The organism is Kitasatospora dryopteridis, assembly GCF_050749075.1.
GTDB lineage: Bacteria > Actinomycetota > Actinomycetes > Streptomycetales > Streptomycetaceae > Kitasatospora.
Genome location: NZ_CP192749.1, coordinates 2,586,958 through 2,613,446 on the forward strand (window position 1 = coordinate 2,586,958; position 26,489 = coordinate 2,613,446).

General features: G+C 72.7%; 26 protein-coding genes. 7 read left to right on the forward strand and 19 right to left on the reverse strand.

Annotated features, from left to right (window positions below; all coding sequences use genetic code 11):
• The first annotated feature begins 966 nt into the window (after positions 1-966).
• Complete coding sequence (locus ACQ614_RS11760; RefSeq protein ID WP_431678443.1) at positions 967-1,815, forward strand: hypothetical protein; 849 nt, start codon at positions 967-969, stop codon at positions 1,813-1,815.
• A gap of 145 nt (positions 1,816-1,960) precedes the next feature.
• Here ACQ614_RS11760 and ACQ614_RS11765 read toward each other — a convergent pair whose 3' ends face one another.
• Entirely contained in the window at positions 1,961-3,343 is a 1,383-nt protein-coding gene (locus ACQ614_RS11765; RefSeq protein WP_363489837.1) for a glycine--tRNA ligase, read from the reverse strand.
• Positions 3,344-3,661: 318 nt separating this feature from the next.
• On the opposite strand from ACQ614_RS11765, the gene ACQ614_RS11770 reads away from it, so the two are divergent.
• The 4 genes from ACQ614_RS11770 to ACQ614_RS11785 are packed head-to-tail and all read left to right on the forward strand — an operon-like array spanning position 3,662 to position 6,981.
• Positions 3,662-4,693: a metal ABC transporter substrate-binding protein gene (locus ACQ614_RS11770; RefSeq protein WP_431678444.1), complete on the forward strand. Its 1,032-nt coding sequence runs from the start codon at positions 3,662-3,664 to the stop codon at positions 4,691-4,693.
• 13 nt (positions 4,694-4,706) lie between these two features.
• The gene (locus tag ACQ614_RS11775) at positions 4,707-5,552 is read left to right on the forward strand and encodes a metal ABC transporter ATP-binding protein (protein WP_431678445.1); all 846 of its coding nucleotides are present in this window, start codon (positions 4,707-4,709) and stop codon (positions 5,550-5,552) included.
• Positions 5,552-6,535 (forward strand): metal ABC transporter permease, encoded by a 984-nt coding sequence (locus ACQ614_RS11780; protein WP_431683897.1) that lies wholly within the window; start codon positions 5,552-5,554, stop codon positions 6,533-6,535. The genes ACQ614_RS11775 and ACQ614_RS11780 overlap by 1 nt, the downstream gene beginning before the upstream one ends.
• Positions 6,536-6,570: 35 nt before the next feature.
• Positions 6,571-6,981: a Fur family transcriptional regulator gene (locus ACQ614_RS11785; protein ID WP_431678447.1), complete on the forward strand. Its 411-nt coding sequence runs from the start codon at positions 6,571-6,573 to the stop codon at positions 6,979-6,981.
• 98 nt (positions 6,982-7,079) lie between these two features.
• Here ACQ614_RS11785 and ACQ614_RS11790 read toward each other — a convergent pair whose 3' ends face one another.
• The 4 genes from ACQ614_RS11790 to leuA all read right to left on the reverse strand — a co-directional run bounded on the left by ACQ614_RS11790 (position 7,080) and on the right by leuA (position 11,700).
• Entirely contained in the window at positions 7,080-7,928 is an 849-nt protein-coding gene (locus ACQ614_RS11790) for an isoprenyl transferase (RefSeq protein WP_431678448.1), read from the reverse strand.
• 2 nt (positions 7,929-7,930) lie between these two features.
• On the reverse strand, positions 7,931-8,677 hold the full coding sequence (gene recO, locus ACQ614_RS11795) for a DNA repair protein RecO (protein WP_431678450.1): 747 nt from the start codon (positions 8,675-8,677) through the stop codon (positions 7,931-7,933).
• 301 nt (positions 8,678-8,978) lie between these two features.
• Positions 8,979-9,656, reverse strand: a complete 678-nt coding sequence (locus ACQ614_RS11800; protein ID WP_363489825.1) for a TerB family tellurite resistance protein — start codon at positions 9,654-9,656, stop codon at positions 8,979-8,981.
• Between the two features lie 262 nt (positions 9,657-9,918).
• On the reverse strand, positions 9,919-11,700 hold the full coding sequence (leuA, locus tag ACQ614_RS11805) for a 2-isopropylmalate synthase (RefSeq protein WP_431678451.1): 1,782 nt from the start codon (positions 11,698-11,700) through the stop codon (positions 9,919-9,921).
• 310 nt (positions 11,701-12,010) lie between these two features.
• On the opposite strand from leuA, the gene ACQ614_RS11810 reads away from it, so the two are divergent.
• Together ACQ614_RS11810 and ACQ614_RS11815 are read left to right on the forward strand one after the other, a co-directional pair.
• A complete protein-coding gene (locus ACQ614_RS11810) occupies positions 12,011-13,042 on the forward strand; it encodes a M4 family metallopeptidase (RefSeq protein WP_431678453.1) in 1,032 nt (343 codons plus the stop codon).
• A 62-nt stretch (positions 13,043-13,104) separates the two neighbouring features.
• Positions 13,105-13,371 (forward strand): protealysin inhibitor emfourin, encoded by a 267-nt coding sequence (locus tag ACQ614_RS11815; protein WP_431678454.1) that lies wholly within the window; start codon positions 13,105-13,107, stop codon positions 13,369-13,371.
• An 86-nt stretch (positions 13,372-13,457) separates the two neighbouring features.
• Here the strand turns inward: ACQ614_RS11815 and ACQ614_RS11820 are convergent, their stop codons facing one another.
• The 14 genes from ACQ614_RS11820 to ACQ614_RS11885 form a co-directional block, all read right to left on the reverse strand.
• Entirely contained in the window at positions 13,458-14,036 is a 579-nt protein-coding gene (locus tag ACQ614_RS11820) for a hypothetical protein (RefSeq protein WP_431678456.1), read from the reverse strand.
• Between the two features lie 53 nt (positions 14,037-14,089).
• Positions 14,090-14,611 (reverse strand): hypothetical protein, encoded by a 522-nt coding sequence (locus tag ACQ614_RS11825; protein WP_431678457.1) that lies wholly within the window; start codon positions 14,609-14,611, stop codon positions 14,090-14,092.
• Between the two features lie 254 nt (positions 14,612-14,865).
• Positions 14,866-15,795 carry a GTPase Era gene (era, locus tag ACQ614_RS11830; RefSeq protein WP_431678458.1) on the reverse strand — a complete coding sequence of 310 codons (930 nt, stop codon included), beginning with the start codon at positions 15,793-15,795 and terminating at the stop codon, positions 14,866-14,868.
• A 56-nt stretch (positions 15,796-15,851) separates the two neighbouring features.
• A complete protein-coding gene (locus tag ACQ614_RS11835) occupies positions 15,852-16,007 on the reverse strand; it encodes a hypothetical protein (protein ID WP_363489811.1) in 156 nt (51 codons plus the stop codon).
• Between the two features lie 112 nt (positions 16,008-16,119).
• Positions 16,120-16,473 (reverse strand): cytidine deaminase, encoded by a 354-nt coding sequence (locus ACQ614_RS11840; RefSeq protein WP_431678460.1) that lies wholly within the window; start codon positions 16,471-16,473, stop codon positions 16,120-16,122.
• A 71-nt stretch (positions 16,474-16,544) separates the two neighbouring features.
• Positions 16,545-17,543: an aldo/keto reductase gene (locus ACQ614_RS11845; protein ID WP_431678461.1), complete on the reverse strand. Its 999-nt coding sequence runs from the start codon at positions 17,541-17,543 to the stop codon at positions 16,545-16,547.
• A 146-nt stretch (positions 17,544-17,689) separates the two neighbouring features.
• Positions 17,690-18,226 (reverse strand): DUF4383 domain-containing protein, encoded by a 537-nt coding sequence (locus tag ACQ614_RS11850; RefSeq protein WP_431678462.1) that lies wholly within the window; start codon positions 18,224-18,226, stop codon positions 17,690-17,692.
• Between the two features lie 19 nt (positions 18,227-18,245).
• Complete coding sequence (locus tag ACQ614_RS11855; RefSeq protein WP_431678463.1) at positions 18,246-18,482, reverse strand: hypothetical protein; 237 nt, start codon at positions 18,480-18,482, stop codon at positions 18,246-18,248.
• A 105-nt stretch (positions 18,483-18,587) separates the two neighbouring features.
• A complete protein-coding gene (locus ACQ614_RS11860; protein WP_431678464.1) occupies positions 18,588-19,916 on the reverse strand; it encodes a hemolysin family protein in 1,329 nt (442 codons plus the stop codon).
• Positions 19,917-19,929: 13 nt separating this feature from the next.
• Positions 19,930-20,424: an rRNA maturation RNase YbeY gene (ybeY, locus tag ACQ614_RS11865; protein WP_095874941.1), complete on the reverse strand. Its 495-nt coding sequence runs from the start codon at positions 20,422-20,424 to the stop codon at positions 19,930-19,932.
• Positions 20,425-20,438: 14 nt separating this feature from the next.
• Complete coding sequence (locus ACQ614_RS11870) at positions 20,439-21,542, reverse strand: PhoH family protein (RefSeq protein WP_431678466.1); 1,104 nt, start codon at positions 21,540-21,542, stop codon at positions 20,439-20,441.
• 215 nt (positions 21,543-21,757) lie between these two features.
• Positions 21,758-22,678 carry a ribonuclease Z gene (locus tag ACQ614_RS11875; RefSeq protein ID WP_431678468.1) on the reverse strand — a complete coding sequence of 307 codons (921 nt, stop codon included), beginning with the start codon at positions 22,676-22,678 and terminating at the stop codon, positions 21,758-21,760.
• Position 22,679: 1 nt separating this feature from the next.
• Entirely contained in the window at positions 22,680-23,039 is a 360-nt protein-coding gene (locus ACQ614_RS11880) for a histidine triad nucleotide-binding protein (protein WP_431678469.1), read from the reverse strand.
• 136 nt (positions 23,040-23,175) lie between these two features.
• Positions 23,176-26,415 carry a S41 family peptidase gene (locus ACQ614_RS11885; protein ID WP_431678471.1) on the reverse strand — a complete coding sequence of 1,080 codons (3,240 nt, stop codon included), beginning with the start codon at positions 26,413-26,415 and terminating at the stop codon, positions 23,176-23,178.
• Positions 26,416-26,489: the final 74 nt, after the last annotated feature.

Below are 26,489 nucleotides of genomic sequence, written 5' to 3' on the forward strand. Positions count from 1 at the left end.
AATTCGCCAACCTTCCCAACAGCAGGAACCGTTCGGCGAAAACCAGCGGACTCACGCCCGTAACACCGTCGCCGTATGGCTTCGCAAGGATGGCCCGAAGTCAGGGCCAGGGGCCGACTCGGCGACCCCGCGGCGGAGAGGGCTGGTCGGGCGGGAATGGCAGTGCAGGAGCTGGGGCCCACGGCAGCGAACATCCACATGCTGCGCACGGAGTTGGACGAGCTGCTCCGGGCGCGGCAGTACGCGGCGCAGCGCGAGCGTCGTCTCGCCGAGGCAGTACGTGCCGCAAGCGAACCGGACCGTGCACACGCCTACGCCCAGCCGCAACGCCACCCGGACCCGGAACTGCTGCGACGGCTGTCCCAGGCGCAGACCCTCAGGGAGGGCCTGGGCGCCCGTTGCCTCGAACTGAGTGAACGGCTGCTCGCCCTGGAGGACTTGGCACGGCAGAACGGCGGTGCCATCGGTGGCCCGGGCTACCGGCAGCCGTACGGATCGGCCGGTACAGCGCCACGAGATTCGGTCCCGCCCCAGCAGAACGCGGCCAACCGCGCCGGGGACGCCCGGGTCCGCGACGCCCGGGGGTCCGGTCCGGTCGGGGTCCAGCCGGTGGGGTCGGCCTCGCCGGCAGCACCGACACCACCGACGACACCCACCGCAGCACCGGCACCAACGACACCGGCACCCACACCACCGACATCCGCAACGCCGAGGGCATCCGCGAATCCGCCCGCACCGCTCAGGCCCCCGAAGCGGAAGCGCCCCACCGGTGCACGCTTCGGCGGGGCCTTCCTGGACGAGCCCGAGCCGGCACCGGCCGTGGCTCCGCAGTCCCAGGGCGCCGATGCCCGGGCGGGCTCGACTCCCCCGGCCCGGCCGGCGCCGGTCCGGGGTGCACGCTTCGGCGGTATACAGGGGTCCGCGGAGTCCGCGGCCGAAAACGCCGCACAGGCACCGGCCGGCTCCATGGACCACCCCGAGCACGTCCAGGACCACCGGGCAGACCCGGCGGAGGCCGAAGCGACGGAGGCCGCCGTTCCGCCGCTGCGCAGTGCCGAGGAGATCGCGGCCGTCGCCGGGCGCATCGGTGAGCTGCACCGCCGCGGCGCAGCGCACGAATCGGCGGCAGTGGTGGCGCAGGCAGCCGTGACACTGGCGCCCGAGAACGTGGCGCAGCTGGCCGGCCTGCTGCGCTCCCACGGGCCCTACGGCGCGGCCGCCTACCTGGCCCGCGCGACGGCGCACGGCTCGGCCGATCAAGCCGTCGGCACCCTTGCCGAGCTCCGCCGTGCCGGGCTGGTGGACGAGGCGAGCGAGCTGTTCCACGCCCTGTGGGGCGCACCCGCCTCCGCCCTGCCGTCGCTGCTCGCGGCGTTGGAGCGGGCCGGCCAGCCCGCGGACGGGCAGACCTTGCTGTGGGAGTGGGCCTCGGCGCCGCCCGCCGAACTGGCGGCGCTGGCAGTCGGGTTGTCGGCCGCGGGGCGCACCGGCGACGTACGGCATCTGCTGCGCCAGGCGGCGGGTCGGCCGATCGGCGATGTCGTGGCCGTCGTACAGCAGTTGGCCGCCCCGGCGGCTGGTGCGCCGGCACCGCAGCTGTCGGCCGTGCTGGTCAGGGAGGCCGCCGGGATGCGTTCCCCGGCCGATCTGGCCCAGCTCGGGCATGCGCTTCTGCCGCAGCGCGAGTTGTACGAAGTCCTCCTGGGTGCGGTCGCCGTGTTGGAGGAGAGCCGTTCGCGGGGTGCGCTCGCCGCCCTCCGCTCGGCCGGGCTCCCCACTGAACCACCGACCACCCGGGCACGCGGCCGCCGCTGACCTCCGGTTCACACCGGAGACGGCCCACCCCGGAAACAACGCGGCCCCCTCACCGCGGAGTCCGCGGCAAGGGGGCCGGAAGTCGCACCACCCGATGGCTCGCACCACCTGATGGCTCACACCGACCGATTCACACCGACCGGTGTCAGCAGCCGATCAGGCGGGCGGCCAGGTAGGACTTCACCTGGTCGAGCGAGACGCGCTCCTGCGCCATGGTGTCGCGCTCGCGAACGGTCACCGCGTTGTCCTCGAGGGTGTCGAAGTCGACGGTGACGCAGAACGGCGTGCCGATCTCGTCCTGGCGGCGGTAGCGCTTGCCGATGGCGCCGGCATCGTCGAAGTCGACGTTCCACGCGGTGCGCAGGTCGGCGGCGAGGCCGCGGGCCTTCGGGGAGAGGTCGGCGTTGCGGGAGAGCGGGAGCACCGCGACCTTGACCGGGGCGAGGCGCGGGTCGAGCCGCATGCCGACGCGCTTCTCCATCTGGCCCTTGGCGTTGGGCGCCTCGTCCTCGAAGTAGGCGTCGATCAGGAAGGCCAGCATGGCGCGGTTGAGGCCCGCTGCCGGCTCGATGACGTACGGGAAGTAGCGCTCGCCGGACTCCTGGTCGAAGTACTTGAGGTCCTGGCCGGAGTGCTCGCTGTGCACGGTGAGGTCGTAGTCCGTGCGGTTGGCGATGCCCTCGAGCTCGGAGAACTCGGTGCCGCCGAAGTTGAAGCGGTACTCGATGTCGACCGTGCGCTTGGCGTAGTGGGAGAGCTTCTCCTTCGGGTGTTCGAAGAAGCGCATGTTCTCCTCGCGCAGGCCGAGGTCGCGGTACCAGTTCCAGCGCTGCTCGAGCCAGTACTCGTGCCACTTCTCGTCCTCGCCCGGCTTGACGAAGAACTCCATCTCCATCTGCTCGAACTCGCGGGTGCGGAAGATGAAGTTGCCGGGGGTGATCTCGTTGCGGAAGCTCTTGCCGACCTGGGCGATGCCGAACGGCGGCTTCTTGCGCGAGGTGGTCTGGACGGCCTTGAAGTTGGTGAAGATGCCCTGCGCGGTCTCCGGGCGGAGGTAGGCGAGACCGGAGCCGTCCTCGACCGGGCCGAGGTGCGTCTTCAGCATGCCCGAGAACTCCTTGGGCTCCGTGAAGGCGCCCTTGTTGCCGCAGTTCGGGCAGTTGATGTCGGCGAGGCCGTTGGCCGGCAGCTTGCCGTGCTTGGCCTCGTACGCCTCCTCCAGGTGGTCCGCGCGGAAGCGCTTGTGACAGGAGAGGCACTCGGTGAGCGGGTCGTTGAACGTGGCGACGTGGCCGGAGGCCTCCCAGACCTCGCGCGCGAGGATCACCGAGGAGTCGAGCCCGACGACGTCCTCCCGACCGGTGACCATCGCCCGCCACCACAGGCGCTTGATGTTCTCCTTGAGCTCGACGCCCAGCGGACCGTAGTCCCAGGCGGCGCGGGTACCGCCGTAGATCTCGCTGCAGGGGTAGACGAAGCCACGGCGCTTGCTCAGGCTGACGATCGTGTCGATCTTGTCGGCGGCCACAGTGCTCTCTTCAGTACGACGGCACGGTCTGGGCACGGCTGGTTGCGCGCACCCGAATACCTCAGGTTACCGGGCACGCGGGTAGGACGTTCAAATCGGTATTGGCTGCCACCGCGCCCCGCGGCATCCGCCGCCGCACCCCGCCGTGTCCACCACCACACCCGCCGCATCCGCCGGCACACCCGCCGCATCCGCCGGCACACCCTGCAGGCTCGGCAAGCACACCGACGGCGCAGCAGAGCTCACGCTCCCGGCGGACGCCGCTCACCCAATCGAGTGAGTTGACAATCATTTCCACATAAGATGAGAATGGTTGTCATGACGCTCCCCCGACCTGCCGAAAGCCCCTCCCGGCCCCTCGGCGGCCTCCGCCGGTCCGCCAAGGCAGCGGCCCTCACCGCCACCGCCCTCGCCGCGGCACTCACGCTGACCGCCTGCGGCGGCAGCAGCAGCGCGCAGGACGCCGGCGGCAGGCTCTCGGTGGTCGCGTCGTTCTACCCGATGGAGTTCCTCGCCTCGCAGATCGGCGGCGAGCACGTGAAGGTGACCGACCTGACGGCCGCCGGCGTGGAGCCGCACGACCTCGAGCTGACCGCCAAGCAGGTCGGCGCCGTCCAGAAGGCCGGCGCCGTGCTCTATCTGAAGGGCCTGCAGCCGACCGTCGACAAGGCGGTCGAGCAGTCCCGTTCGAAGCACATCGTGGACGCCGCGGCGACCTCCCCGCTGGTCGACCACCACATCGACGAGGACGGTGGCGAGCACGGGGACGAGCACGGCGGCGAGGAGGCGGACGGCCACGGGCACGCGGGCCACGAGCACGCCTCCGGCCCGGCCGGCGATCCGCACATCTGGCTCGACCCCACCCGGTACGCGGCGGTCGCCAAGGCGGTCGGCGCCGAGTTCGCCGAGGCCGACCCGGCACACGCCGCCGACTACGAGAAGAACACCGCCGACCTGGTCGCCCGCCTGACCGCGCTGGACAAGGAGTTCCAGGACGGCCTGAAGGGTTCCGGGAGCAAGACCTTCGTCACCAGTCACGCCGCCTTCGGCTACCTCGCCGACCACTACGGCCTGGAGCAGATCGCCATCAGCGGCGTCGACCCGGAGGCCGAGCCCAGCCCGGCACGGCTCGCCGAGATCCAGAAGGCCGCCCGCGAGCACGGCGTCACCACCGTCTTCTTCGAGAGCCTGGTGAGCCCCGCGCTCGCCACCACCGTCGCGAAGGACCTGAAGCTGCAGACCGCCGTGCTCGACCCGCTGGAAGGCATCAAGGGCGGCAAGGGCGACTACTTCTCCGTCATGCGGCAGAACCTGACCAACCTCCGGACCGCGCTCGGCGCCACCAGCTGACGGGACACCACCCATGAGCCCAGTCCTCCCCCGGCGCACCGCGCCCGAGGCCCCCACGCCGACCCCCGCCACCTCCTCCGAAGCAGCCGCCCCCGAGCAGCCGGCCGCCGTCCGGCTGAGCCAGGCCGTGGCCTCCGTCGGCGGCCGCCCGGTGCTGCGCGGCGTCGACCTGACCGTCCGCCCCGGCGAGGTGGTCGCCCTGCTCGGTGCCAACGGCTCCGGCAAGTCCACCACCGTCAAGGCGGTGATCGGCGGCGTGCCGCTGGAGCGCGGGGAGCTGGAGCTGTTCGGCACCCCGTTCGGCCGCTTCCGCGCCTGGCAGCGGATCGGCTACGTGCCCCAGCGCACCACCGCCGCCGGCGGCGTGCCCGCGACCGTCCGCGAGGTCGTCTCGACCGGACGGCTGCCGCAGCACCGGCTGCGGCCGTTCCGCCGCGGCGACCGCCTGGCGGTCGACCGGGCACTGGCCGCGGTCGGCATGCTCGACCGGGCCGAGGACGGCGTGGCCGGTCTCTCCGGCGGCCAGCACCAGCGGGTGCTGATCGCCCGGGCGCTGGTCGGCGAGCCCGACCTGCTGATCATGGACGAGCCGATGGCCGGCGTGGACGTCGCCAGCCAGCAGGTGCTCGCCGACATCCTGCGGCGGGAGGCCGGGCGCGGCTGCGCCGTCCTGCTGGTGCTGCACGAGCTGGGCCCGCTGGAGCCGCTGATCGACCGCGCCGTGGTGCTGCGGGACGGCTGCGTGGCGCACGACGGCCCGCCGCCCGAGGGGGTCGGACAGCACGCGCTGCCCGGCCACGACCACGTCCACCCGCACGCCGACGACACCCACTCGCACACCCGGGGACTGCTCGCATGATCGAGATGCTCGAATTCGACTTCATGCAGCGGGCGCTGATCGCCGCCGTGCTGGTCGGGATCACCGCGCCGGCCGTCGGCGTCTACCTGGTGCAGCGCCGACAGGCGCTGATGGGCGACGGCATCGGGCACGTCGCACTCACCGGTGTCGGTCTCGGCTTCCTCTTCCAGGCCAATCCGGTCTGGATGGCCGTCCTGGTCTGCGTGCTGGGCGCCGTGGTGATGGAGCTGGTCCGCTCCCGCGGCAACCAGCGCGGCGACATCGCCCTCGCGATGCTCTTCTACGGCGGCATGGCCTGCGGAAAACTGCTGGTCAGCATGAGTGCGCAGGCGGGCAGCGGCAATCTGGAGAGCTACCTGTGGGGCTCCATCCTCACCGTGTCGCCGGGCGATCTCACCACCATCGCCGTGCTGGCGGCGATCGTCGTCGCGGTGACCTTCGGGCTGCGCCGCCAGCTGTTCGCGATCTGCCAGGACGAGGAGTTCGCCCGCGTCACCGGCATCCCCGTGCGGCTGCTGAACCTGCTGCTCGCGGTGATGGCCGCGGTCACCGTCACGGTCGCGATGCGGGTCGTCGGCCTGCTGCTGGTGAGTGCGCTGATGGTGGTGCCGGTAGCGGCGGCGCAGCAGGTGACGCGGTCGTTCCGGGCGACGCAGACCGCGGCGGTCGGGCTGGGCGTCACCGTGGCGGTGCTGGGTGTGGCGGGCTCGTACGAGGCGGACGTGCCGTCCGGCCCGGCGATCGTGCTGCTGGCCATCGCGGCCTTCGCGCTGCTCGGGGCGGTGGCCGGGCCGCTGGCCGGGCGCCGGAACCGCACATCGCCGGATGCCGGTCCCGAGGTCTGCGACGTGGTGCTGCCGGGCCGGCCGGAGGGCGGGGACGCCGCCGGGTCCGCCCCGGAGGAGGGCCGTGCGACGGTGCCTCCGGCGCGGAACGAGCCCCGCGGGACCGGGCCTTCGGCGGGCCGGGGGCTGGCACAATGAGGTGCGACAGCACCCCACCCCCTGGAGGACCCACGGTGACCACCGCAGGCCCGACGCCGCGCGCCCGATCCACTCGGCAGCGAGCCGCCGTCTCGGCGGCGCTGGACGAGATCGAGGACTTCCGGAGCGCGCAGGAGCTGCACGACATGCTCAAGCACCGGGGCGACTCGGTGGGCCTGACCACCGTCTACCGGACGCTGCAGTCCCTCGCCGAGGCCGGTGAGGTGGACGTGCTGCGGACGGCCGAGGGCGAGGCGGTCTACCGGCGGTGCAGCAGCGGTCACCACCACCACCTGGTCTGCCGGAGCTGCGGCGCCACCGTCGAGGTCGAGGGCCCGGCCGTGGAGCACTGGGCGAACGCCGTCGCCGCCGAGCACGGCTTCAGCGACATCGCGCACACCCTGGAGATCTTCGGTACCTGCGGGGTCTGCGCCCAGAAGGCCTGACCACGCGAAGAGGCACCTGCACACACGGCACCTGAACACGAGAGGCCCGGGTCGGTCGACCCGGGCCTCTCGCACGCACGCAGAAGCAGGTGCGGCCGTCAGCGCTGCGCCGGGACCTCCGCCGCGGCGGCGTCGTCGGCGGCCACCTCATTGGGGATGGCCCCGCCGAAGCGGCGGTCGCGCCGGGCGTACTGCTCGCAGGCGCGCCACAGGTCGCGGCGGTCGAAGTCCGGCCAGAGCACGTCCTGGAAGACGAACTCGGCGTAGGCGGACTGCCAGGCGAGGAAGTTGGAGGTGCGCTGCTCGCCGCTGGGCCGCAGGAACAGGTCGACGTCCGGCATGTCGGGGTAGTACAGGTACTTGGCGAAGGTCTTCTCGTTGACCTTCTTGGGGTCGAGCCGGCCGGCGGCGACGTCGCGGGCGATGGCCTGCGCGGCGTCGGCGATCTCGGCGCGGCCGCCGTAGTTGACGCAGAAGTACAGCGTCATGGCGGTGTTGTCCTTGGTCTGCTCCTGGGCGACCTGGAGCTCCTGGACGACGCTCTTCCACATCTTCGGCATGCGGCCGGCCCAGCGGATGCGGATGCCCATGGCGTCCATCTCGTCGCGGCGGCGGCGGATGACGTCCCGGTTGAAGTTCATCAGGAACTTCACCTCTTCCGGGGACCGCTTCCAGTTCTCGGTGGAGAAGGCGTAGAGGGAGAGGTTCTTGACGCCGATCTCCAGGCAGCCGCGGAGCACGTCGAGGACGACGCCCTCGCCGACCTTGTGGCCCTCGGTGCGGGGCAGGCCGCGCTCCTTGGCCCAGCGGCCGTTGCCGTCCATCACGCAGGCGACGTGGTTGGGCACCAGGTCAGCCGGGATCTTCGGCGGCCGGGCACCGCTGGGGTGCGGAGCCGGGGACTCGTAGGCCCGCTGCTTGCTGCCGAAGAGCCGTCGTGCTGCCATGCTCATTTCTCCACGTATCTCATCGAGCGGATGCCCCGCTCCAGGTGCCACTGCAGATAGGCGGCCACCAGTCCGCTGCCCTCGCGCCAGTACCGCGGCTCGCAGGAGTCCGCCGTCTGCCAGTCCCCGGACAGCAGTGCGCCGAGCAGGACCAGTGTCTCAGGGGAGGGTACGGCACTTCCAGGGACCCGACAGTCGGCGCACAGCACACCGCCCGCCTGGAGCGAGAAGAAACGGTTCGGACCGGGCAGGCCGCACTTGGCGCAGTCGGTGAAGCTCGCGCCGTAGCCGTTGACCGCGAGCGAGCGCAGCAGGAAGGCGTCGAGCACCAGGTGCGACTCGTGCTCCCCCGCGGCGAGCGTGCGCAGGCCGCCGATCAGCAGCAGGTACTGCTGGACGGCCGGCTCGCCCTCGTTCTCGGCGAAGCGCTCGGCGGTCTCCAGCATGGCCGTGCCGGCGGTGTAGCGGGCGTAGTCGCCGACGATCCGGCCGCCGTACGGGGCGATGGTCTCGACCTGGGTGCACAGCGGCAGGGAGCGGCCGACCAGGTCGCTGCCGCGGCTGAAGAACTGGATGTCGACGTGCGAGAACGGCTCCAGCCGGGCGCCGAACTTCGACTTGGTGCGGCGCACCCCGCGGGCGACCGCGCGCACCCTGCCGTGCTGGCGGGTGAGCAGGGTGATGATCCGGTCGGCCTCGCCGAGCTTCTGGGTGCGCAGCACCACGCCGTCGTCGCGGAACAGACTCATGCGGCGGCACTCCGGGCGACGGCGGCGGGCAGTATGGGCATCCCCCTATTCTCGCGCACGCCGGGCGGGCCGGGGGCGGCGTGTCGCGGGCAGCCGTGAGCCCGCACCGGGGGCCGGGGGGTTGCCCAGTCGGTGCGGGTCACAGCGGGCCCGGGAGGGGGGAGTCGGGCCCGGTCGAGGGGCGTCACGAATCAGGCACGCGCCGTCGGGAGCAGCAGAGGGTCGGGAGCAGCAGAGGTATCGGAACCGGCAGGAGTCTCGGGAGCAGCAGGGGCGTCGGTGCCGGCCGGGCCGGAACGGTTCAGCGCGGCGCGCGGGTGGCCGCCTCCAGCAGGTCCTCGACCTGCGGGGGGCCGAGCCGCAGGCAGCGCCCGACGGCGGCCAGCGCGGCCCGCTCCTGCGGCAGGTAGCCGCCGTCCGCGAGGGCGATCCAGGCACCCTGCATGACCAGCCGCTCGCGGCCGGCGGGGGCCAGGTGCGGGGCGAGCGGTTCGAGGGCGGCGTGGAGTTCGATGGCGAGGCCGCCGGCGCCGCTGGCGGCGGTGTCGTCGACGTCCTGGGGTTCGCCGCTGCTGCGGCCGGTGAGCGCGGCGAGCGAGGCGAGGACCTGGGCCTCGCCGCAGTCGTCGAAGCCCGCCTCACGGATGACGGCGCAGGCCGCGTCCCGGCCGGCCCGGCTGCCGGCGCCGCCGGCGGCGAGCACGGCGAGGGCGACGGTGTACTGGGCGTCGCGGAGCATCGCCGCGAGCCGGACGGAGGTGAGCTGCTCCAGCGCCTCGACGCCGTAGCGGCCGTGGCAGCTGGTGCACTGCACGCTGCCGATGACCGGGCCGAGCGGCAGCACCGGGGTGCCGAGCAACCGCAGCCACCGCCGGCCGTGCTGTCGGCGGTAGTTGCGGTCGCCGCCGCAGCCCGGGCAGAAGAAGTCACCGAGGACGTCTGTCCGCCAGCGAGGACGGACACCCCACAACCCTGTCACGGCGCCACTCCCCAGACATGGCAGGCGGCCTGCACATCTGCGGGCAGGTCACGCGACCGGACTCCGCGGGTCGTCCCACCGACCCCGGTTCCGGTGCGTCGATGTTGCCACGGTTGAGGGCACGTGTCAGCACCCCGAACGGGTGCCGGGGCGAAAAAATGTGGCGCAGGACACACGCCCTGCTACGGCCCAGGGAACGGCCCCGGAACGCGGCGAGGCGCCACCCCTGCGGGTGACGCCTCGCGCGTGTCGTCCGGCCGGGTCAGCCGCGCTGCGCCCGGTTGACGGCGCTGACCAGGGCCTTCAGCGAGGCCAGCACGGTGTTGCCGTCGATGCCGACGCCCCACAGCACCTTGCCGTCGACGGCGCACTCGACGTAGGCGGCGGCCTGGGCGTCGCCGCCCTCGCTCAGCGCGTGCTCGGCGTAGTCCAGGACGCGGACGTCCAGGCCGATGCCGGCCAGGGCGTCGACGAAGGCGGAGACCGGGCCGTTGCCGGAGCCGGTCAGCGCGGTGCGCTCGCCGTCCACCACGGCCTCGGCGTGCAGCACGTCGCGGCCGTTCTCGGTGGTCAGGCTGCGCGGGCCGTCCAGCGAGATGCGGCCCCACGCGTTGTCCGGGGTCGGCAGGTACTCGTCCTGGAAGACCGCCCAGATCTCGGCCGGGGTGACCTCGCCGCCCTCGGCGTCGGTCTTCGACTGGATGTTCTTCGAGAACTCGATCTGCATCCGGCGCGGCAGGTCCAGCTTGTGGTCGTTCTTCAGGACGTACGCGATGCCGCCCTTGCCGGACTGGCTGTTGACCCGGATCACGGCCTCGTAGGAGCGGCCGACGTCCTTGGGGTCGATGGGCAGGTAGGGGACGCCCCAGGTGTACTCGGAGACCGGGACGCCGGCGGCGGCCGCGTCGGCCTCCAGGGCGTCGAAGCCCTTCTTGATCGCGTCCTGGTGCGAGCCGGAGAAGGAGGTGTAGACCAGGTCGCCGGCGTAGGGGTGGCGCTCGGCGACGCCCATCTGGTTGCAGTACTCGGCGGTGCGGCGGATCTCGTCGATGTCGGAGAAGTCGATCATCGGGTCGACGCCCTGCGAGAACAGGTTCATGCCGACGTTGACCAGGTCCAGGTTGCCGGTGCGCTCGCCCTGGCCGAACAGGCAGCCCTCGACGCGGTCGGCGCCGGCCATCACCGCCAGTTCGGCGGAGGCCACGCCGGTGCCGCGGTCGTTGTGCGGGTGGGTGGACAGGCAGACGAACTCGCGGCGGGTCAGGTTCCGCGACATCCACTCGATCTTGTCGGCGTAGACGTTCGGGGTGGACCGCTCGACGGTGGTCGGCAGGTTCAGGATGATCTCGCGGCCCTCGCCGGGCTGCCAGACGTCCATGACCGCCTCGCAGACCTCCAGGGCGAAGTCCAGCTCGGTGTCGATGAAGATCTCCGGCGAGTACTCGTAGCCCAGGACGGTCTCGTCGCCCAGGATCTTCTCGGCGTACTCCATCACCAGGCGGGTGCCGTCCACGGCGATCGCCTTGATGTCGTCCTTGCTGCCCTTGAAGACCACCCGGCGGAACAGCGGCGAGGTGGCGTTGTACAGGTGGACGGTGGCCCGCGGCACGCCCTTCAGGGACTCCACGGTGCGCTCGATCAGGTCCTCGCGGGCCTGGGTCAGCACCGAGATGGTGACGTCCTCGGGGATCGCGTTCTCCTCGATCAGGGAGCGCACGAAGGCGAAGTCGGTGGCGCCGGAGGACGGGAAGCCGACCTCGATCTCCTTGTAGCCCATGCGCACCAGCAGGTCGAACATCTTGCGCTTGCGGGCGGGCGACATCGGGTCGATCAGGGCCTGGTTGCCGTCCCGCAGGTCGGTGGACAGCCAGCGCGGGGCCTGCGTGATGACCTTGCTCGGCCAGGTGCGGTCCGGCAGGTCGACGGTGCCGAAGGGTACGTAGCGGTGGAACGGCATCCCGGAGGGCTTCTGCTGCACCGTGTTCGCCGTGATCGGGGTGGGGCGGTCGATGAACGCGCGGGCGACGGACGACTGCTCGGTCATGGGTGACTCTCGGCTTCCATGTCGATTGCGGGCTGATCGGGGCTAGGACACCCGAACTCGGCCGACTGGTGTGCCGCATCCAGAAAAGGGCGCAACACGACTCCCCGCGGCGAGGGAATCGGCCTCCGATGGACTTACAGGCCCTCGCCGCGGCAGCTAAGAAGAAGCAGCCCGTAACGCATGATGCTCCCCAGCGTAACCCAGCCCGTCGGGCACACGAAGTGAAGCCCGCCACGATTCCACCCACTGAGACAGTTCGATTTCTGCAGGGGTGGTGACATCTCGTCATGCATGCGTCACCCTGGGCGACATGGCTGCGACTTCAGCGTCCCCGTTCTGCGCCATCGTCCCGCCCCACATCCTCGACCGGCTCGCCGAGCTGGGCCATGCGCCGGCCCGCCGCTCGGTCGTCCTGGACTCCGCCCTGCGCGAGCAGCGGCTGCTGGCCGCTGCTCCCGCCGCTGCCGTGGTGCAGCGGCTGGTCCGCACGGTCGCCGACGCCGGGCACGACGAGACACTGCCCGGCCGCACCGTCCGCTCCGAGGGCGGCGGCCCGGTCGCCGACGACTCCGCGAACCGCGCCTACGACGGTCTCGGCGCCACCTACGCGCTCTTCCGCGAGGTCTACGGCCGCGCCTCGATCGACGACGCCTGGATGCCGCTGGACGCCACCGTCCACTACGGCGACCGCTACGACAACGCCTTCTGGAACGGCAGCCGCATGGTCTTCGGCGACGGGGACGGCGAGATCTTCGTCGACTTCACCGTCTGCCTGGACGTCATCGGCCACGAACTCGCCCACGGCGTCACACAGTTCACCGCCGACCTGGAGTACCGGGACCAGTCCGGGGCGCTCAACGAGTCCGTCTCCGACGTCTTCGGCTCGCTGGTCAAGCAGTACGCGCTCGGCCAGACCGCCGACCAGGCCGACTGGCTGATAGGCGCCGGGCTGCTCGCCCCCGGCGTGCGCGGCGTCGCCCTGCGCTCGATGAAGGCCCCCGGCACGGCGTACGACGACGACCGGCTCGGCACCGATCCCCAGCCCGGGCACATGGACGGCTACGTCCGCACCCGCCGCGACAACGGGGGCGTGCACATCAACTCCGGCATCCCCAACCGTGCCTTCCACCTGGCGGCCACCGCCCTCGGCGGCCACGCCTGGGAGGGCGCCGGGCGGATCTGGTACGACACCCTCACCAGTGGCCGGCTCGCCCCGAACACCGGTTTCGCCGCCTTCGCCCGCGCCACCGTCGCCACCGCGAGCTCCCACTACCCCGCGTACACCCGGGTCGCGGACGCCGTCGCCGACGCGTGGGCACAGGTCGGTATCACCACAACCTGAGGGAGGGGTGGACTCTGTGAAAGACCTCGGAAAAGACCGTCCTGCGTAGCACACTGACAACCATGCGTATCCAGGTCACCAGGACCGGCGGCTTCGCCGGCCACGCCCAGCACGCCGAGCTGGACACCGCCGAGCGCCCGGACGCGCCGCACGTGCACGCGCTGGCCCGCGAGGCCATGGCCGGCGGGCTGCGCGCCCCCACGTACGGCGTGCCCGACGGATTCCACTACGAGATCACGGTCGACGGCCGCACCGTCTACTGCGCCGACCCGAAGCTCAGCGACTCCCAGCGCGAACTGGTCGGGCTGGTCCTCCGCGAAGGCGCCTGACCCCCGGCCCACCGCGCGCCGACCGCTCACGCCGACCGCGCGCCCCGACCGGCCCGGCCCGGCCGCCGGCCTCAGCGGTGCCGGCCTCAGCGGTGCCGGCCCTCGAAGCGGACGAAGTCCCGGCCGCGAGGCCCGGCCTGTGCGAACAGCGACTGCCCGACCGCCGTGTCGGGGGCGCCGACCACCGCACACAGCCGGCGCAGCACCTCCTCGCTGCTCGGCCGGCTGCCGTCCGGCGCAGGGTCGTTGCGGACCGCGGCGAGCTCGGCGGCGTCCCGCAGTCCGGTCTTCTGCGCGATCTTCGCGCAGTACGCGTCCCAGTCCGCACGGTGGGCGGCGTACTCGGCCGGGTCCGCCGGCGGCGTCCAGTCGGCAGACCAGCTCAGCTCGCGGTAGCCGCCGCCGGAGTAGCAGGCGGTGGCGGAGGCGCAGCGGCCGTCGTCCTCCAGCAGCCAGACGGCGGCCTTCACCTCGAAGGCGAGGTCCCAGGCCGGGTCGAGCAGCCGGGAGCGGGAGATCCGGCCGAACCGCGGCTTCGGCGGGTCGAAGAGGACCGCCGTGCCGCCGTCCGCCCCCGGGTAGAGGTAGCCGCCGAGCTTGGAGCGGCCGAGGGCCGCCCGGACCCGGTCGGGGTGGGCGGCGGTGACGGCGGCGTACGTGGGCACGGCGGTACTCCTCGGAGCGGTGGAACCGGTGGAAGGGGCGAAAGGGACCGGGCTCAGTCGGCCGGGCGGAAGGCGGAGGCCGGGTAGCGCAGCTGCCCGGGCACGGCGGCGTCGACCGCGTCGACGGCCGGGCCGATGCCCGCCCACAGCTCCGGCACCACCGGGATCACGCAGGTGTCGCGGCCGAACACGACCCGGCCCGGGCCGCGCATCTCCACACCCACCACCTCGGTGAAGGGCACGTGGTGCACCGTGCCGTCGGGCTCGCGCGCCCACAGCCCGCGGTCGTCGACCGCGAGGCGGGCCCGGCGGGCGTCCGAGGAGCGCAGCCGGTCGACCAGCGGCGGGCGGAACACCTTTGCGCCGGGCGGGAGTTCGCCCTCGGCGCCGCAGGCCCAGCGGGGCAGCGGGCGGCCGTCCGGCAGCTTCGGGTCGACCTCGGTGCCGCAGGGGACGACGAGCAGCACGGTCTCCAGTGCGGCGGCGAAGGCCTGCCGCGCCTCGTCCGGCGTCACCTTCTCCAGGACGGCGAGGCGGGTCTGCGGGTCCTGGTAGGTGAACCTCGGTTGTCCCATGCCCGTTCTTCGCCTTCCGGAGCGCTCGTCGGCCGGAAGAGACCGTCTCGGTCCCCGGGGGATGACCGGGTGCCGAGACATGAAGGACGGACACGGGGCATGTGAACGGACGGTGCGCGACCCCTCCGCGACTTGCACACCGTCCGTGCATCGCCGATACCGGGGACGGGCGGACAGGCCGAAGGCCCGCAGGCGGCTGCCTGCGGGCCTTCGGGATGCCGGGGTGCCGGGGTGCCGGGGTGCCCCCGGCCTACTCAGAAGCCGAGCTTGCGGAGCTGCTTCGGGTCGCGCTGCCAGTCCTTGGCGACCTTGACGTGCAGATCGAGGTAGACCGGGGTGCCCAGCAGCGCCTCGATGTGCTTGCGGGCGGTGGTGCCGACGTGCTTGAGCCGCGAGCCCTTGGCGCCGATGACGATCGCCTTCTGGCTCTGCCGCTCGATGTAGACGTTGGCGTGGATGTCCAGCAGCGGCCGGTCCGCGGGCCGGCCCTCGCGCGGCAGCATCTCCTCGACGACCACGGCGAGCGAGTGCGGCAGCTCGTCCCGGACGCCCTCCAGGGCGGCCTCGCGGATCAGCTCGGCCACCATGATCTGCTCGGGCTCGTCGGTCAGGTCGCCGTCCGGGTAGAGCGGCTGGCCCTCCGGGAGGAGCTTGGTGATCAGGTCCGCCACCAGGCCGACCTGCTGGTCGCCCACCGCGGAGACCGGAATGATCTCCGCCCACTCGATGCCGAGCTCCTCGCCCAGCTGGTGGACGGCGATGAGCTGCTCGGCCAGCCGCTTGGAGTCGACCAGGTCGGTCTTGGTGACGATGGCGACCTTGGGCGTCTTGCGGATCTCGGCGAGCTCCTTGGCGATGAACTTGTCGCCGGGGCCGAGCTTCTGGTCGGCGGGCAGGCAGAAGCCGATCACGTCGACCTCCGCCCAGGTGGTGCGGACGAGGTCGTTGAGCCGCTCGCCGAGCAGCGTACGGGGCTTGTGCAGGCCGGGCGTGTCGACCAGGACGAGCTGCGCGTCCGGCCGGTGCACGATGCCGCGCACGGTGTGCCGGGTGGTCTGCGGTCGGTCGGAGGTGATCGCGACCTTCGTCCCGACCAGGGCGTTGGTCAGGGTCGACTTGCCCGCGTTGGGACGGCCGACGAAGCACGCGAACCCGGAGCGGTACGGGGAGGAAGGGGCATTCATGGCCACCATTCTCCCTGATCACCCGGGCCCGGACGGACGCTGCCCGGCAGCCGCCGTCAGCCGCTCTTCCTACCGCCGGTCATCGCGCCCACCAGGACCACCACCAGGAGGACGAGCGAGCCGATCAGCCAGTACGGCGACCCGGTCTCCCGCCAGCGGCCGAAGCCCATCACGGTGAGCAGCAGCCCGGCGAAGAACGCCAGTACGCCCATGTCCCCTCCCCTGCACCGACCCGTGCGCCGGGACGGCAACGCCCGGACGGCCCCGCGCCCCCGCCGGGCCGGTCATCAGACTATCGGGCGCAGCCGGCCCGGCGGGCGGGTCTCAGCGCGCTTCGGCGCGGGTGCGCAGGGCGGCGTCGGGGCTGGCCAGCAGCACCGGGGTGCCGGCGCCGCCGAGGTCCCGGACGGCCGCCAGGTCGGCCTCGGCGGGCTCGTCCGCCTCCCCGACCACGGCGGCCGCCTCCAGGCCCTTGGCGCCGCTGGCCACGGCCATCGCCACGGCGGTCTGCAGCGCGCTGAGGCGCAGCGACTCCAGCGCCACGGTGCCGGCCGTGTAGGTGCGGCCGGTCTCGTCGCGCACCGCGGCACCCTCCGCCACGCCGTTGCGGGCGCGGACGGAACGGGCCAGCGTGATGAGCTTCTTGTCCTCGGGGTCCAGTTCGGTGATCTCACTCATGGGCCCTGAGCATAGGCGGGCGGGCCTTCGCCGTCCGCGCCGGACCGCGGGGCGGACACCCGCCCGCCCGTTCAGCCGTCGGCCTCCCCCAGCAGCGCACCCCGGCCGGCCGGGGCGAAGAGCGCCAGGGCCTCGTCGACGCGCCGCAGCGCATCGGCGTCCAGGGTGACCCCGGCCGCCGCGGTGTTCTCGGCGATGTGGCCGGGTGTCCGGCTGCCCGGAATGGGCACCACGTGCTCGTCCTGGTGCAGCAGCCAGGCCAGCGCCAGCTGCCCGGGAGTGAGCCCGAGGTCGGCGGCGATGCCCCGGAGCGGGGCGTAGCGGTCGTTGTTGGCCTGCAGGTTGGCCTCGTCGAAGCGCGGGATGTGCCGGCGGAAGTCGTCGTCGCCGAGCTGCCGGACGGTGCCGGTGAGGAAGCCGCCGCCGAGCGGGCTCCAGGCGACCAGGCCGACGCCGAGTTCGCGGGCGGCGGCCAGCAGCTCCAGGTCGACCGGCTGCCACATCGACCACTGGGTCTGGACGGCGGCCACCGGGTGGACGGCGTGGGCGGCGCGCAGCTGGGCGGCGGTCACGTTGGAGAGCCCGAGGTGGCGGACGAGCCCGGCCACGACGAGGTCGGCGACGGCCCCGACGGTGTCCTCGAAGGGCACCTGCGGATCCGGGAAGTGCGGGTAGTACAGGTCGATGACGTCGGTGCGGAGGTTGCGCAGCGACTGCTCGGCGTAGCCGCGCACGTACTTCGGCTCGGCGTTGACGGCGAGCTCGCCGAAGGCGTAGCCGACCGGGAAGCTGTGCGGCTCGGCGCCCTCCGGGATGCGGAAGCCGAACTTGGTGGCGATCACCACCTCGTCGCGGCGGCCTGCCAGCGCCCGGCCGACCAGGGCCTCGTTGTGGCCGTCGGCACCGTAGCCGTCGGCGGTGTCGATCATCGTGGCGCCGGCGTCCAGCGCGGCGTGCAGTGCGGCGGTGCCGCGGTCGTCGTCGGTCTCCCCGTACATGCCGGGCGAGAGCACCATGGCTCCGAAGCCGACGGGTGCGGTCGTCAGGCCGCCGAGCGAGCGCTCGCTCATCTGGTCCCCCCTCGTGGTCGCGTGCGGACCGTTCGACGCTGCCGTGGATCTGACGGACAGTCAAGTACATTCCGCACCCCGGACGGGTGCCGGGCAGCGCGGGGCCGGGACCGCGGCGCGGCGGTCCCGGCCCGCGGGGCTGCGGCTCAGTGGCCGACCGGGTTGGGCGGTCCGGGCTTGAGCACCTTGACCAGGGTCTGCGGTCCGTCGGGCTGGGTCTGCGGCCCGCTGTGGCGCATGCGCCAGTAGGGGTTGTTCTGCGGCAGATGGCTGCTCACTCTGCCGTACATGCCGAAGGTGACGACGACGAAGCCGAAGGCGAAGCTGAAGATGACGTTGGGGATCTCGAACGCCAGCCGGTTGGCCGTGCTGTCGAGCAGGATCAGGCCGACGAAGCCGGCGAGGATGAACACCACACCGACGATCATGTTGAGCGTGGACGCGAAGTTCCCTCCGATCACGGCGCCGATGATCAGGATGCCGCCGACCACGATCGACAGCACGCTGAGCGCGCCGTTGCTGGACAGCCCGAGGGTCTCCTTGCCGTCGGTGTCGAAGAACCCCACGGTGTCGAAGAGTCCGAGGATGCCGAAGACCACCAGGAACACGCCGCCGAGACCGGCGCCCCAGCGGTAGACCTGGGCGAGCCTGTGGTCCACGGGAAGTTCGTCTTGCAGTTTCATCGCTGCCTCCCGCCGTGCGTCAGCCTTGGCCGTGGTAGTCGCGGTGGAACGGGACCTCGTGCAGGTACAGCGAGCCGCACTGCTGGCAGGTCTTCAGCCCCGTCCCCCAGTCCGTCTCCGGCCTGGTCTCGGCATCGGGTTCGATCTTGGCGCCGCACATGCCCTCGCTGGGGTTGGCGGTCCGGACGATGTGCCACCTGCTCACCTCGCCGGACCGGCCCGTCGGGCCGTACTCCGCGCGCAGTTGGTGCGTCATACCCTCCATGGTGCAAACGCCCGGGCACGCCCGGCAAACGCGGGCATGCCACCAGGGGCGCGCCCGCGCCCCTGGTGGGGTACCTGCCTAGTGCCTGACGCGGCACTAGTGGTCGGCGAGGGCGTCCTCGGCGTCGGCGTCGGCGCGGACGGGGGCGGCGACCAGGGTGTCGATGCGGTTGCGGCGCCCGGCGGAGCTCTCGGCGTTCAGGCGGATCGCCACCAGGTCGGTGGCCGTCTCGTCCGGGACGGGGATGTCGCAGGAGGAACCCGGGATCGGCACCCGCCCGAGGTGCTTGGCGAGCAGGCCGCCGACGGTCTCGACGTCCTCGTCCTCCAGCTCCAGGCCGAACAGCTCGCCGAGGTCCTCGACCAGCAGGCGGGCGGTGATCCGGTACGAGCCGTCGCCGAGGTCCTCGACCGGGGCGATCTCCCGGTCGTACTCGTCGGTGATCTCGCCGACGATCTCCTCCAGGATGTCCTCGATGGTGACCAGGCCGGCGGTGCCGCCGTACTCGTCGATGACGATCGCCACGTGCGAGCGCATCTGCTGCATCTCGCGCAGCAGGTCGCCGGCCGGCTTGGAGTCGGGGACGAAGACGGCCGGCCGCATGACGGTGCCGACCTGCTCGGACTCGGCGTCCCGGTTGACGTGGGTGCGCCGCACCAGGTCCTTGAGGTAGACGATGCCGACCACGTCGTCCTCGTTGTCGCCGACCACCGGGATGCGGGAGAAGCCGGAGCGCAGCGCCAGGGTGAGGGTCTGCCGGACGCTCTTGTGCCGCTCGATCATCACCAGGTCGGTGCGCGGCACCATCACCTCGCGGACGATGGTGTCGCCCAGCTCGAAGACGGAGTGCACCATGCGGCGCTCCTCGTCCTCGATCAGGTCGTCCTTCTCTGCGAGGTCGACCAGGGCGCGCAGCTCGGCCTCGGAGGCGAACGGGCCCTCCTTGTAGCCCTTGCCCGGGGTGAGCGCGTTGCCGACGAGGATCAGCATCTTCGGAATCGGCCCGAGGATGCGGGCCAGCGGCAGCAGCACGAAGGAGGCGGCGGTCGCCGTGGTCAGCGGGTGCTGGCGGCCGATGGTGCGCGGCGAGACGCCGACCGCGACGAAGGACACCAGCACCATCACGGCGATCGCCGAGAGCACGGCCTGCCAGGTCTTGTCGACGTTCCGGACGAAGACCACGGTGACCAGGACGGCCGCCGCCATCTCGCAGGCCACCCGGATCAGGGTGGCCAGGTTGAGGTAGCGGATCGGGTCGGTGGCCACGGTCAGCAGCCGGGCGGAACCCTTCCGGCCAGCCCGGACGGCCTCCTCGGCGCGGAACCGGGACACCCGGGAGATGCCGGCCTCGGCACACGCCGCGAGCCAGCCGACCACCACCAGCAGCAGAGCCCCGACGAGGAAGCTCGTACTATCACCACTCACGGACGGCCGGCCCTCAGTGGGTGGTCGGCGCCGGGGAGATCCCGGACAGGCCGCGGCCGGAGCGCCAGTCGTCCAGGATGCGCTTCTGCAGCCCGAACATCTCCCTCTCCTCGTCCGGCTCCTCGTGGTCGTAGCCGAGGACGTGCAGCACGCCGTGCACGGTGAGCAGTTGCAGCTCCTCGTCCATGGAGTGCTGCGAGGGCGCGGCCTTGCCCTGCTGCTGGGCGACCTCGGGGCAGAGCACGATGTCGCCCAGCAGGCCCTGCGGCAGCTCCTCGCCCTCCTTGCCGGGCCGCAGCTCGTCCATCGGGAAGGACATCACGTCGGTGGGCCCGGGCAGGTCCATCCACTGGACGTGCAGTTCCGACATCGCGTCGCTGTCGACGAGGATGACGGAGAGCTCGGACTGCGGGTGGATCCGCATCTTGTCGAGGGCGTAGCGGGCGACGTCGAGGATGGCTTCCTCGTCGACGTCCCACCCGGACTCGTTGGCGATGTCGATCGACATGGAGGGCTTGTGACTCAGCTTTCGGTGCGATGGGACTGGCGCGGGGCACGGGCGCCCCGGCGCTGGACGGGTTTGCGGGCGGGCGCGGCGTCGTCGGCCTCCTGCTGGGCGTCCCAGCGCTCGTAGGCGTCGACGATCCGGCCGACCAGCTTGTGCCGCACCACGTCGGTGCTGGTCAGCACCGAGAAGTGGATGTCGGGCACGTCGGCGAGGATCTCCTGGACGACCTTGAGGCCGCTGCGGGTGCCGCCGGGCAGGTCGATCTGGCTGGTGTCTCCGGTGACCACCACGCGGGAGTTGAAGCCGAGCCGGGTCAGGAACATCTTCATCTGCTCGGGCGAGGTGTTCTGGGCCTCGTCGAGGATGATGAAGGCGTCGTTGAGGGTGCGGCCGCGCATGTACGCGAGCGGCGCGACCTCGATGGTGCCGGCGGCCATCAGCCGGGGGATGGAGTCCGGGTCCATCATGTCGTGCAGCGCGTCGTAGAGCGGGCGCAGGTACGGGTCGATCTTCTCGTAGAGGGTGCCGGGCAGGAAGCCCAGCCGCTCCCCCGCCTCGACGGCCGGCCGGGTCAGGATGATCCGGTTGACCTCCTTGGCCTGCAGGGCCTGCACGGCCTTGGCCATGGCCAGGTAGGTCTTGCCGGTGCCGGCGGGGCCGAGGCCGAAGACGATGGTGTGCTTGTCGATCGCGTCGACGTAGCGCTGCTGGTTGAGCGTCTTGGGGCGGATCGTGCGGCCCCGGTTGGACAGGATGTTCGCCGTGAACACCTCGGAGGGCGCCGGGTGGCCCGGGTCCTCGGCGGCGCTCCTGAGCATGGCGATGGAGCGCTCCACGGCGTCCTCCGTCAGGGGTTGGCCGGTGCGCAGCACCAGCATCATCTCGTTGAAGAGCTGCTCGACCAGCCTGACCTCGGAGCGGTCTCCGGTGGCCGTCACCTCGTTGCCGCGCACATGGATGTCGGTCTGCGGAAAGCCCTGCTCGATCACTCGCAGGAGCGAGTCGGCGGCACCCAGCAGAGTCACCATCGGGTGCTTCTCAGGGATCACGATCCGGGCGCTGGCCTCCGCCTCGCGGCGCGGCTGTCCGTTGGTACGGGTCTGCGGTGTGTCACTCATGGGTCGGCGCTGCGGCCTGCCTCATCCCCATCCGTCGTCTCGGGGTGCAGCTCGGGGGTCTCCGAGGTCACCAGGGTACGCCGCACGGGCCCTCTGCCGGAGGGCAGGGGCGGTGCGGCACCGCCCGCGGCGGCCGGATTCGATGGTGGGCCACTCGTCCGGACCACGCGAATGGTTTTCCGCTCAGAGGTGTCCCATCAGGGGCGTCCATGCGCCTACGACCGGCGGCGGGGGACCGGGACACGGGCCAGGTCCTCCGCGACGACGATCTCCCCGTCGAAGTGCTTGCGGGCCTCGGCGAGGTGCTGGTCGAGGACCGGGTAGCGCTGCGAGAAGTGGGTGAGGACGAGGGTGCGGACGCCGGCCGCGGCGGCGACCTGGGCGGCCTGGGCGGCGGTGAGGTGCCCGTGCTCGCCGGCGAGGTGGGCGTCGGCGTCCACGAAGGTGGCCTCGATGACCAGCATGTCGACGCCTTCGGCGAGTTCTCCGACGCCGTCGCACAGCCGGGTGTCCATGACGAAGGCGAAGCGCTGGCCGGGGCGGGTCTCGCTGACCTCGTCCAGGGTGACGGTGCGGCCGTCGACCTCGATCCGGCCCTGCTGCTGGAGGGTGCCGACGGCGGGGCCGCGCAGGCCGAGGGCGGCGAGGCGCTCCGGCAGCATCCGGCGGGAGTCCGGTTCGGCGAGGCGGTAGCCGAACGACTCCACCGGGTGCGACAGCCGGACGGCGGACAGCTCGAAGGGGGCGCCGGGCGCCGGCAGCGGGCCGGGGTCGAGGATCGGGTGCTGCCGGAGTTCGGCCGTCTCGTGGAAGGCGGAGGCGTACCGCAGCCGGTCGAAGAAGACCTGGCCGGAGGCCGGGTAGTAGGCGTCCACCGGGTGCGGGACGCGGTCGAGGTTGATCCGCTGGACGACGCCGGCGAGCCCCAGGCAGTGGTCGCCGTGGAAGTGGGTGACGGCGATCCGGGTGATCTGGGTGGCGGAGACCCCGGCGTGCAGCATCTGCCGCTGGGTGCCCTCGCCCGGGTCGAAGAGCAGGCCCTCGCCGTCCCAGCGCAGCAGGTAGCCGTTGTGGTTGCGGTGCCGGGTGGGCACCTGGCTGGCGGTGCCGAGGACGACGAGTTCGCGCTGGGACACCTCAGACCATGCCCTCGCGCAGCTGCACGCCGCCGAGCACGTGCACGTGGGCGTGGAAGACGGTCTGGCCGGCGCCGGAGCCGGTGTTGAAGATCATCCGGTAGCCGTGGCCGTCGATCTTCTCGTCCTCGGCGACCCGGCCGGCCTCGACGAGGAGCTCGGCGGTGATCTCCGGCTCGGCGGCGGCGAGCGCGGCCGCGTTCGGGTAGTGCACCTTCGGGATGACCAGCACGTGGGTCGGCGCCTGCGGGTTGATGTCGCGGAAGGCGACGGTGCGCTCGGTCTCCCGCACGACGGTCGCCGGGATCTCCCCCGCCACGATCTTGCAGAACAGGCAGTCGGGCTGGGCCTCGCCGGCCATGACGTTCTCCTTGCGGTGGTGCTGGTCCTTCTGACGGTCCGCAGCCTAGGGCATCCGCCGCGGCCCCGAGGGCAGCGGCCGTCCCGGGGCGCGGGGAGGGAGGCTCCCCGCGCCCGGGGCACGGCCGGGCCGGCCGCTACAGCTCCGGGATCGCCGGCGGGGTCTTCGCCGGCCGCTCGGCGAGCGCCTCCAGCGCCAGCCGGACGCCCTCGGCGAGCTGGGGGTCGCGGCCGTCCGCCCAGTCCTGCGGCGCGCAGTCCACCACCACGTCCGGGTCGACGCCGTGGTTCTCCACGCCCCAGCCGTAGCCCTCCAGCCAGAAGGCGTACTTGGGCTGGGTGACGGACGTGCCGTCGACCAGCGCGTACTTGCTGTCGATGCCGATGACGCCGCCCCAGGTGCGGGTGCCGACCACCGGGCCGATGCCGAGCGCCTGGATCGCCGCGTTGACGATGTCGCCGTCGGAGCCGGAGAACTCGTTGGCGAGCGCCACCACCGGGCCGCGCGGGGCGTCCCCGGGGTACGGCTCGGGGTTGGCCAGGTCGCGGCCGCGGTCCCAGCCGACGATCCGCCGGTTGAGCTTCTCGACGATCAGCTGGGAGGTGTGGCCGCCGCGGTTCTCCCGCAGGTCGACGACGACGCCCTCGCGGGCCAGCTCGACCCGCAGGTCGCGGTGGAGCTGCGCCCAGCCGGAGGAGACCATGTCGGGCACGTGCAGGTAGCCGAGCTGGCCGCCGGAGCGCTCGCGGACCTCGGCGCGGCGGCCGGCCACCCAGTCGTGGTAGCGCAGTGCCTCGTCGTCGGCGAGCGGGACGACCACCGGGTGGCGGTGGACGCCGTCCTTGCCGGCCACGGTGAGCTCGACCGGCTGGCCGGCGGTGCCCGCGAGCAGCGGGGCCGGGCCGGTCACCGGGTCGACCGGGCGGCCGTCCACGGCGAGGACGGCGTCGCCGGGGCGGACGGCGGCGCCGGGGGCGGCCAGCGGGGAGCGGGCCCGCGGGTCGGAGGACTCGCCGGGCAGGATGCGTCCGATCCGCCAGACGTCGCCGTCGCGGACGAGGTCGGCGCCGAGCAGGCCCTGCCGGCGGGCGGACTCGGTGCCGCGGCCGGGCGGGGTGACGTAGGCGTGCGAGGTGCCGAGTTCGCCGACGGTCTCCCACAGCAGGTCGACCAGTTCGTCGTGGCTGCCGAGCCGCTCCACCAGCGGGCGGTAGCGCTGCAGGACGCCGGCCCAGTCGACGCCGTTCATGTCGGCGCGCCAGAAGTTGTCCCGCATGATGCGGCCGTTCTCGTCGAACATCTGCCGCCACTCGGCGGCCGGGTCGACGGTGACCCGGACCCGGGCGAGGTCGACGTCGACCTCGTCGTCCTCGCCGGCCTTCTGGTCGGCGGGGACGATCCGCAGCCGGGACTCGTCCAGCACCGCCAGCCGGGAGCCGTCGCCGCTGACCGCGTAGCCGTCCAGGGCGCCGACCAGCTCCTCGGCGCGGCGCTTCTTGAAGTCGAAGCGCTCCAGCACCGGGCGGGGGTGGTCCTCCTCCAGCGAGGCGGCGGTGTCGCCGAGCTCGCCGAGCAGCGGCAGCCGCGTCCAGACCACGCCCTCCTTGGTGGCCCTCAGGCTGCCGAAGGAGCCGCCCTCGACCGGGAAGGGGAGGATGCGGTCGGCGATGCCCTCCAGGTCGACCCGGGTGGCGGCGGGGGCGCCGTCCTCGGTGTCCGTGCCCTCCTTGGCGTCCTTGCCGGACGGCCTGCCGTCCTCCTCCTCGCCGCCGACCGGGCGGCCGGCCCGCTGCGGGCCGAACGGCGACGGGGTGTCGGCGGCCAGGGTGATCAGGTAGGGGCGGCAGCCGGTCGGGAACGACAGGTCGAAGGAGTGCGCGTCGTACACCGGGTCGAAGCTGCGCACCGACAGGAAGGCCAGGTGCCTGCCGTCGGAGGTGAAGGCCGGCGCGTAGTCGACGAACCGCTGCTGGGTGGCCTCGCTGACGCTGCGGCTGGTCAGGTCGGCGAGCATGATCTGGCGCAGCGACCAGGCGCCGAGCGCCGGGCTGGACCAGGCCAGCCAGTTGGAGTCCGGGCTGAAGACCAGGCCGGTGGCCTCGCCGTTCTCGCTGCGGGCGAGCTCGTGCACGGTGCCGTCGGAGAGTGCGACGAGCAGCACCCGGCCGTCGTGCGAGGCGACGGCGAGCTGTCGGCCGTCCGGCGAGACGGCCAGGTCGAGGACCCGGCCGAGGCCGCCCGCGGCCAGCCGGCGCCGGTCGGCGGCGAGCACCGCGGGCGCGTACTCGAGCGCGTCGTCGCCCTCGGCGTCGGTGACCCAGACGGCGCCCTGGGTGCCGTCGGCGCCGGGCACCACGCGGGCGAGGCGGGCGCGGGCGCCGGGGGTGGCGTCCAGCACCCGGGCCGGGCCCTCACGGTGCGTCAGCCAGTGCACGGTGCCGCGGACGACGACGGCGCTGGCCCGGCCGGTGCGGTCCGGGGCGACGGCGTCGAGCCGGCCGGCGGCCGAGACCGGGTGCGGCTGGCGGCGGGTGCGCGGACCGGCGAGCCGGATGTCCAGGCGGCGCGGTTCGGCGCCGTCGAGGTCGTCGAGCAGCCAGAGGTCTCCCCCGCTGTGCCAGACCACCCGGGTGCCGTCGGTGGTGGCGTTGCGGGCGTAGAACCCGCCGTCGCTGTGCCGGCGCAGGTCGGAGCCGTCGGGGAGGCTGGAGTACAGCTGCCCGGTGCCCTCGTGATCGGAGAGAAAGGCAATCCTGGAGTTGTGGGGCCCGCCGACCCACAGCGGCGACTCGATGTTGCCGTCCAGGCCGGTGTGCAGCCGCTCGAAGTCCCGCTCGCCGATCCACAGCTTGCCGGTGGTGCCGCCGCGGTAGCGCTTCCAGTGCGCGGGCTCCCGGCTGAAGGCCGACAGCAGCAGCACGCGGTCGCCCTCCGGCTCGAAGGCGAGCCCGCCGACCGGCCCGTAGGGCAGCCGGGCCGGCTCGCCGCCGTCCAGCGGGACGGCGAAGGCCCAGGTGCGGCGCAGGGTGGCCTGACCGGCGGTGGTGACGGCGACCGGGCGGCCGTCGGCCGTCCAGCCGCGCAGCGCGGTGCGGGCGCTGCCCCAGTGGGTGAGTCGCCGGGAGGGGCCGCCGTCGGTGGGGGCGACGTGGATCTCCGGCGCGCCGTCCCGGGTCGATGTCCAGGCGACGTGCCGGCCGTCCGGCGAGAAGCGCGGGTGGCTGACCGGCGTCTGGTCCGCCGTCAGCCGCCAGGCCCGGCCGCCGTCCAGCGGAGCGAGCCAGACGTCGTCCTCGGCGACGAAGGCGACCAGGTCGCCGTGCAGGTGGGGGTGGCGCAGGTAGGCGCCCTGGGAGGTGCTCTGCGGTTCGGTCACAGCAGCACCCTAGGCACCGCCGCGCCGCCCCGCAGGGGGTTTCTTCTTGAGCGTACGAACCCGGCGCGAACCGG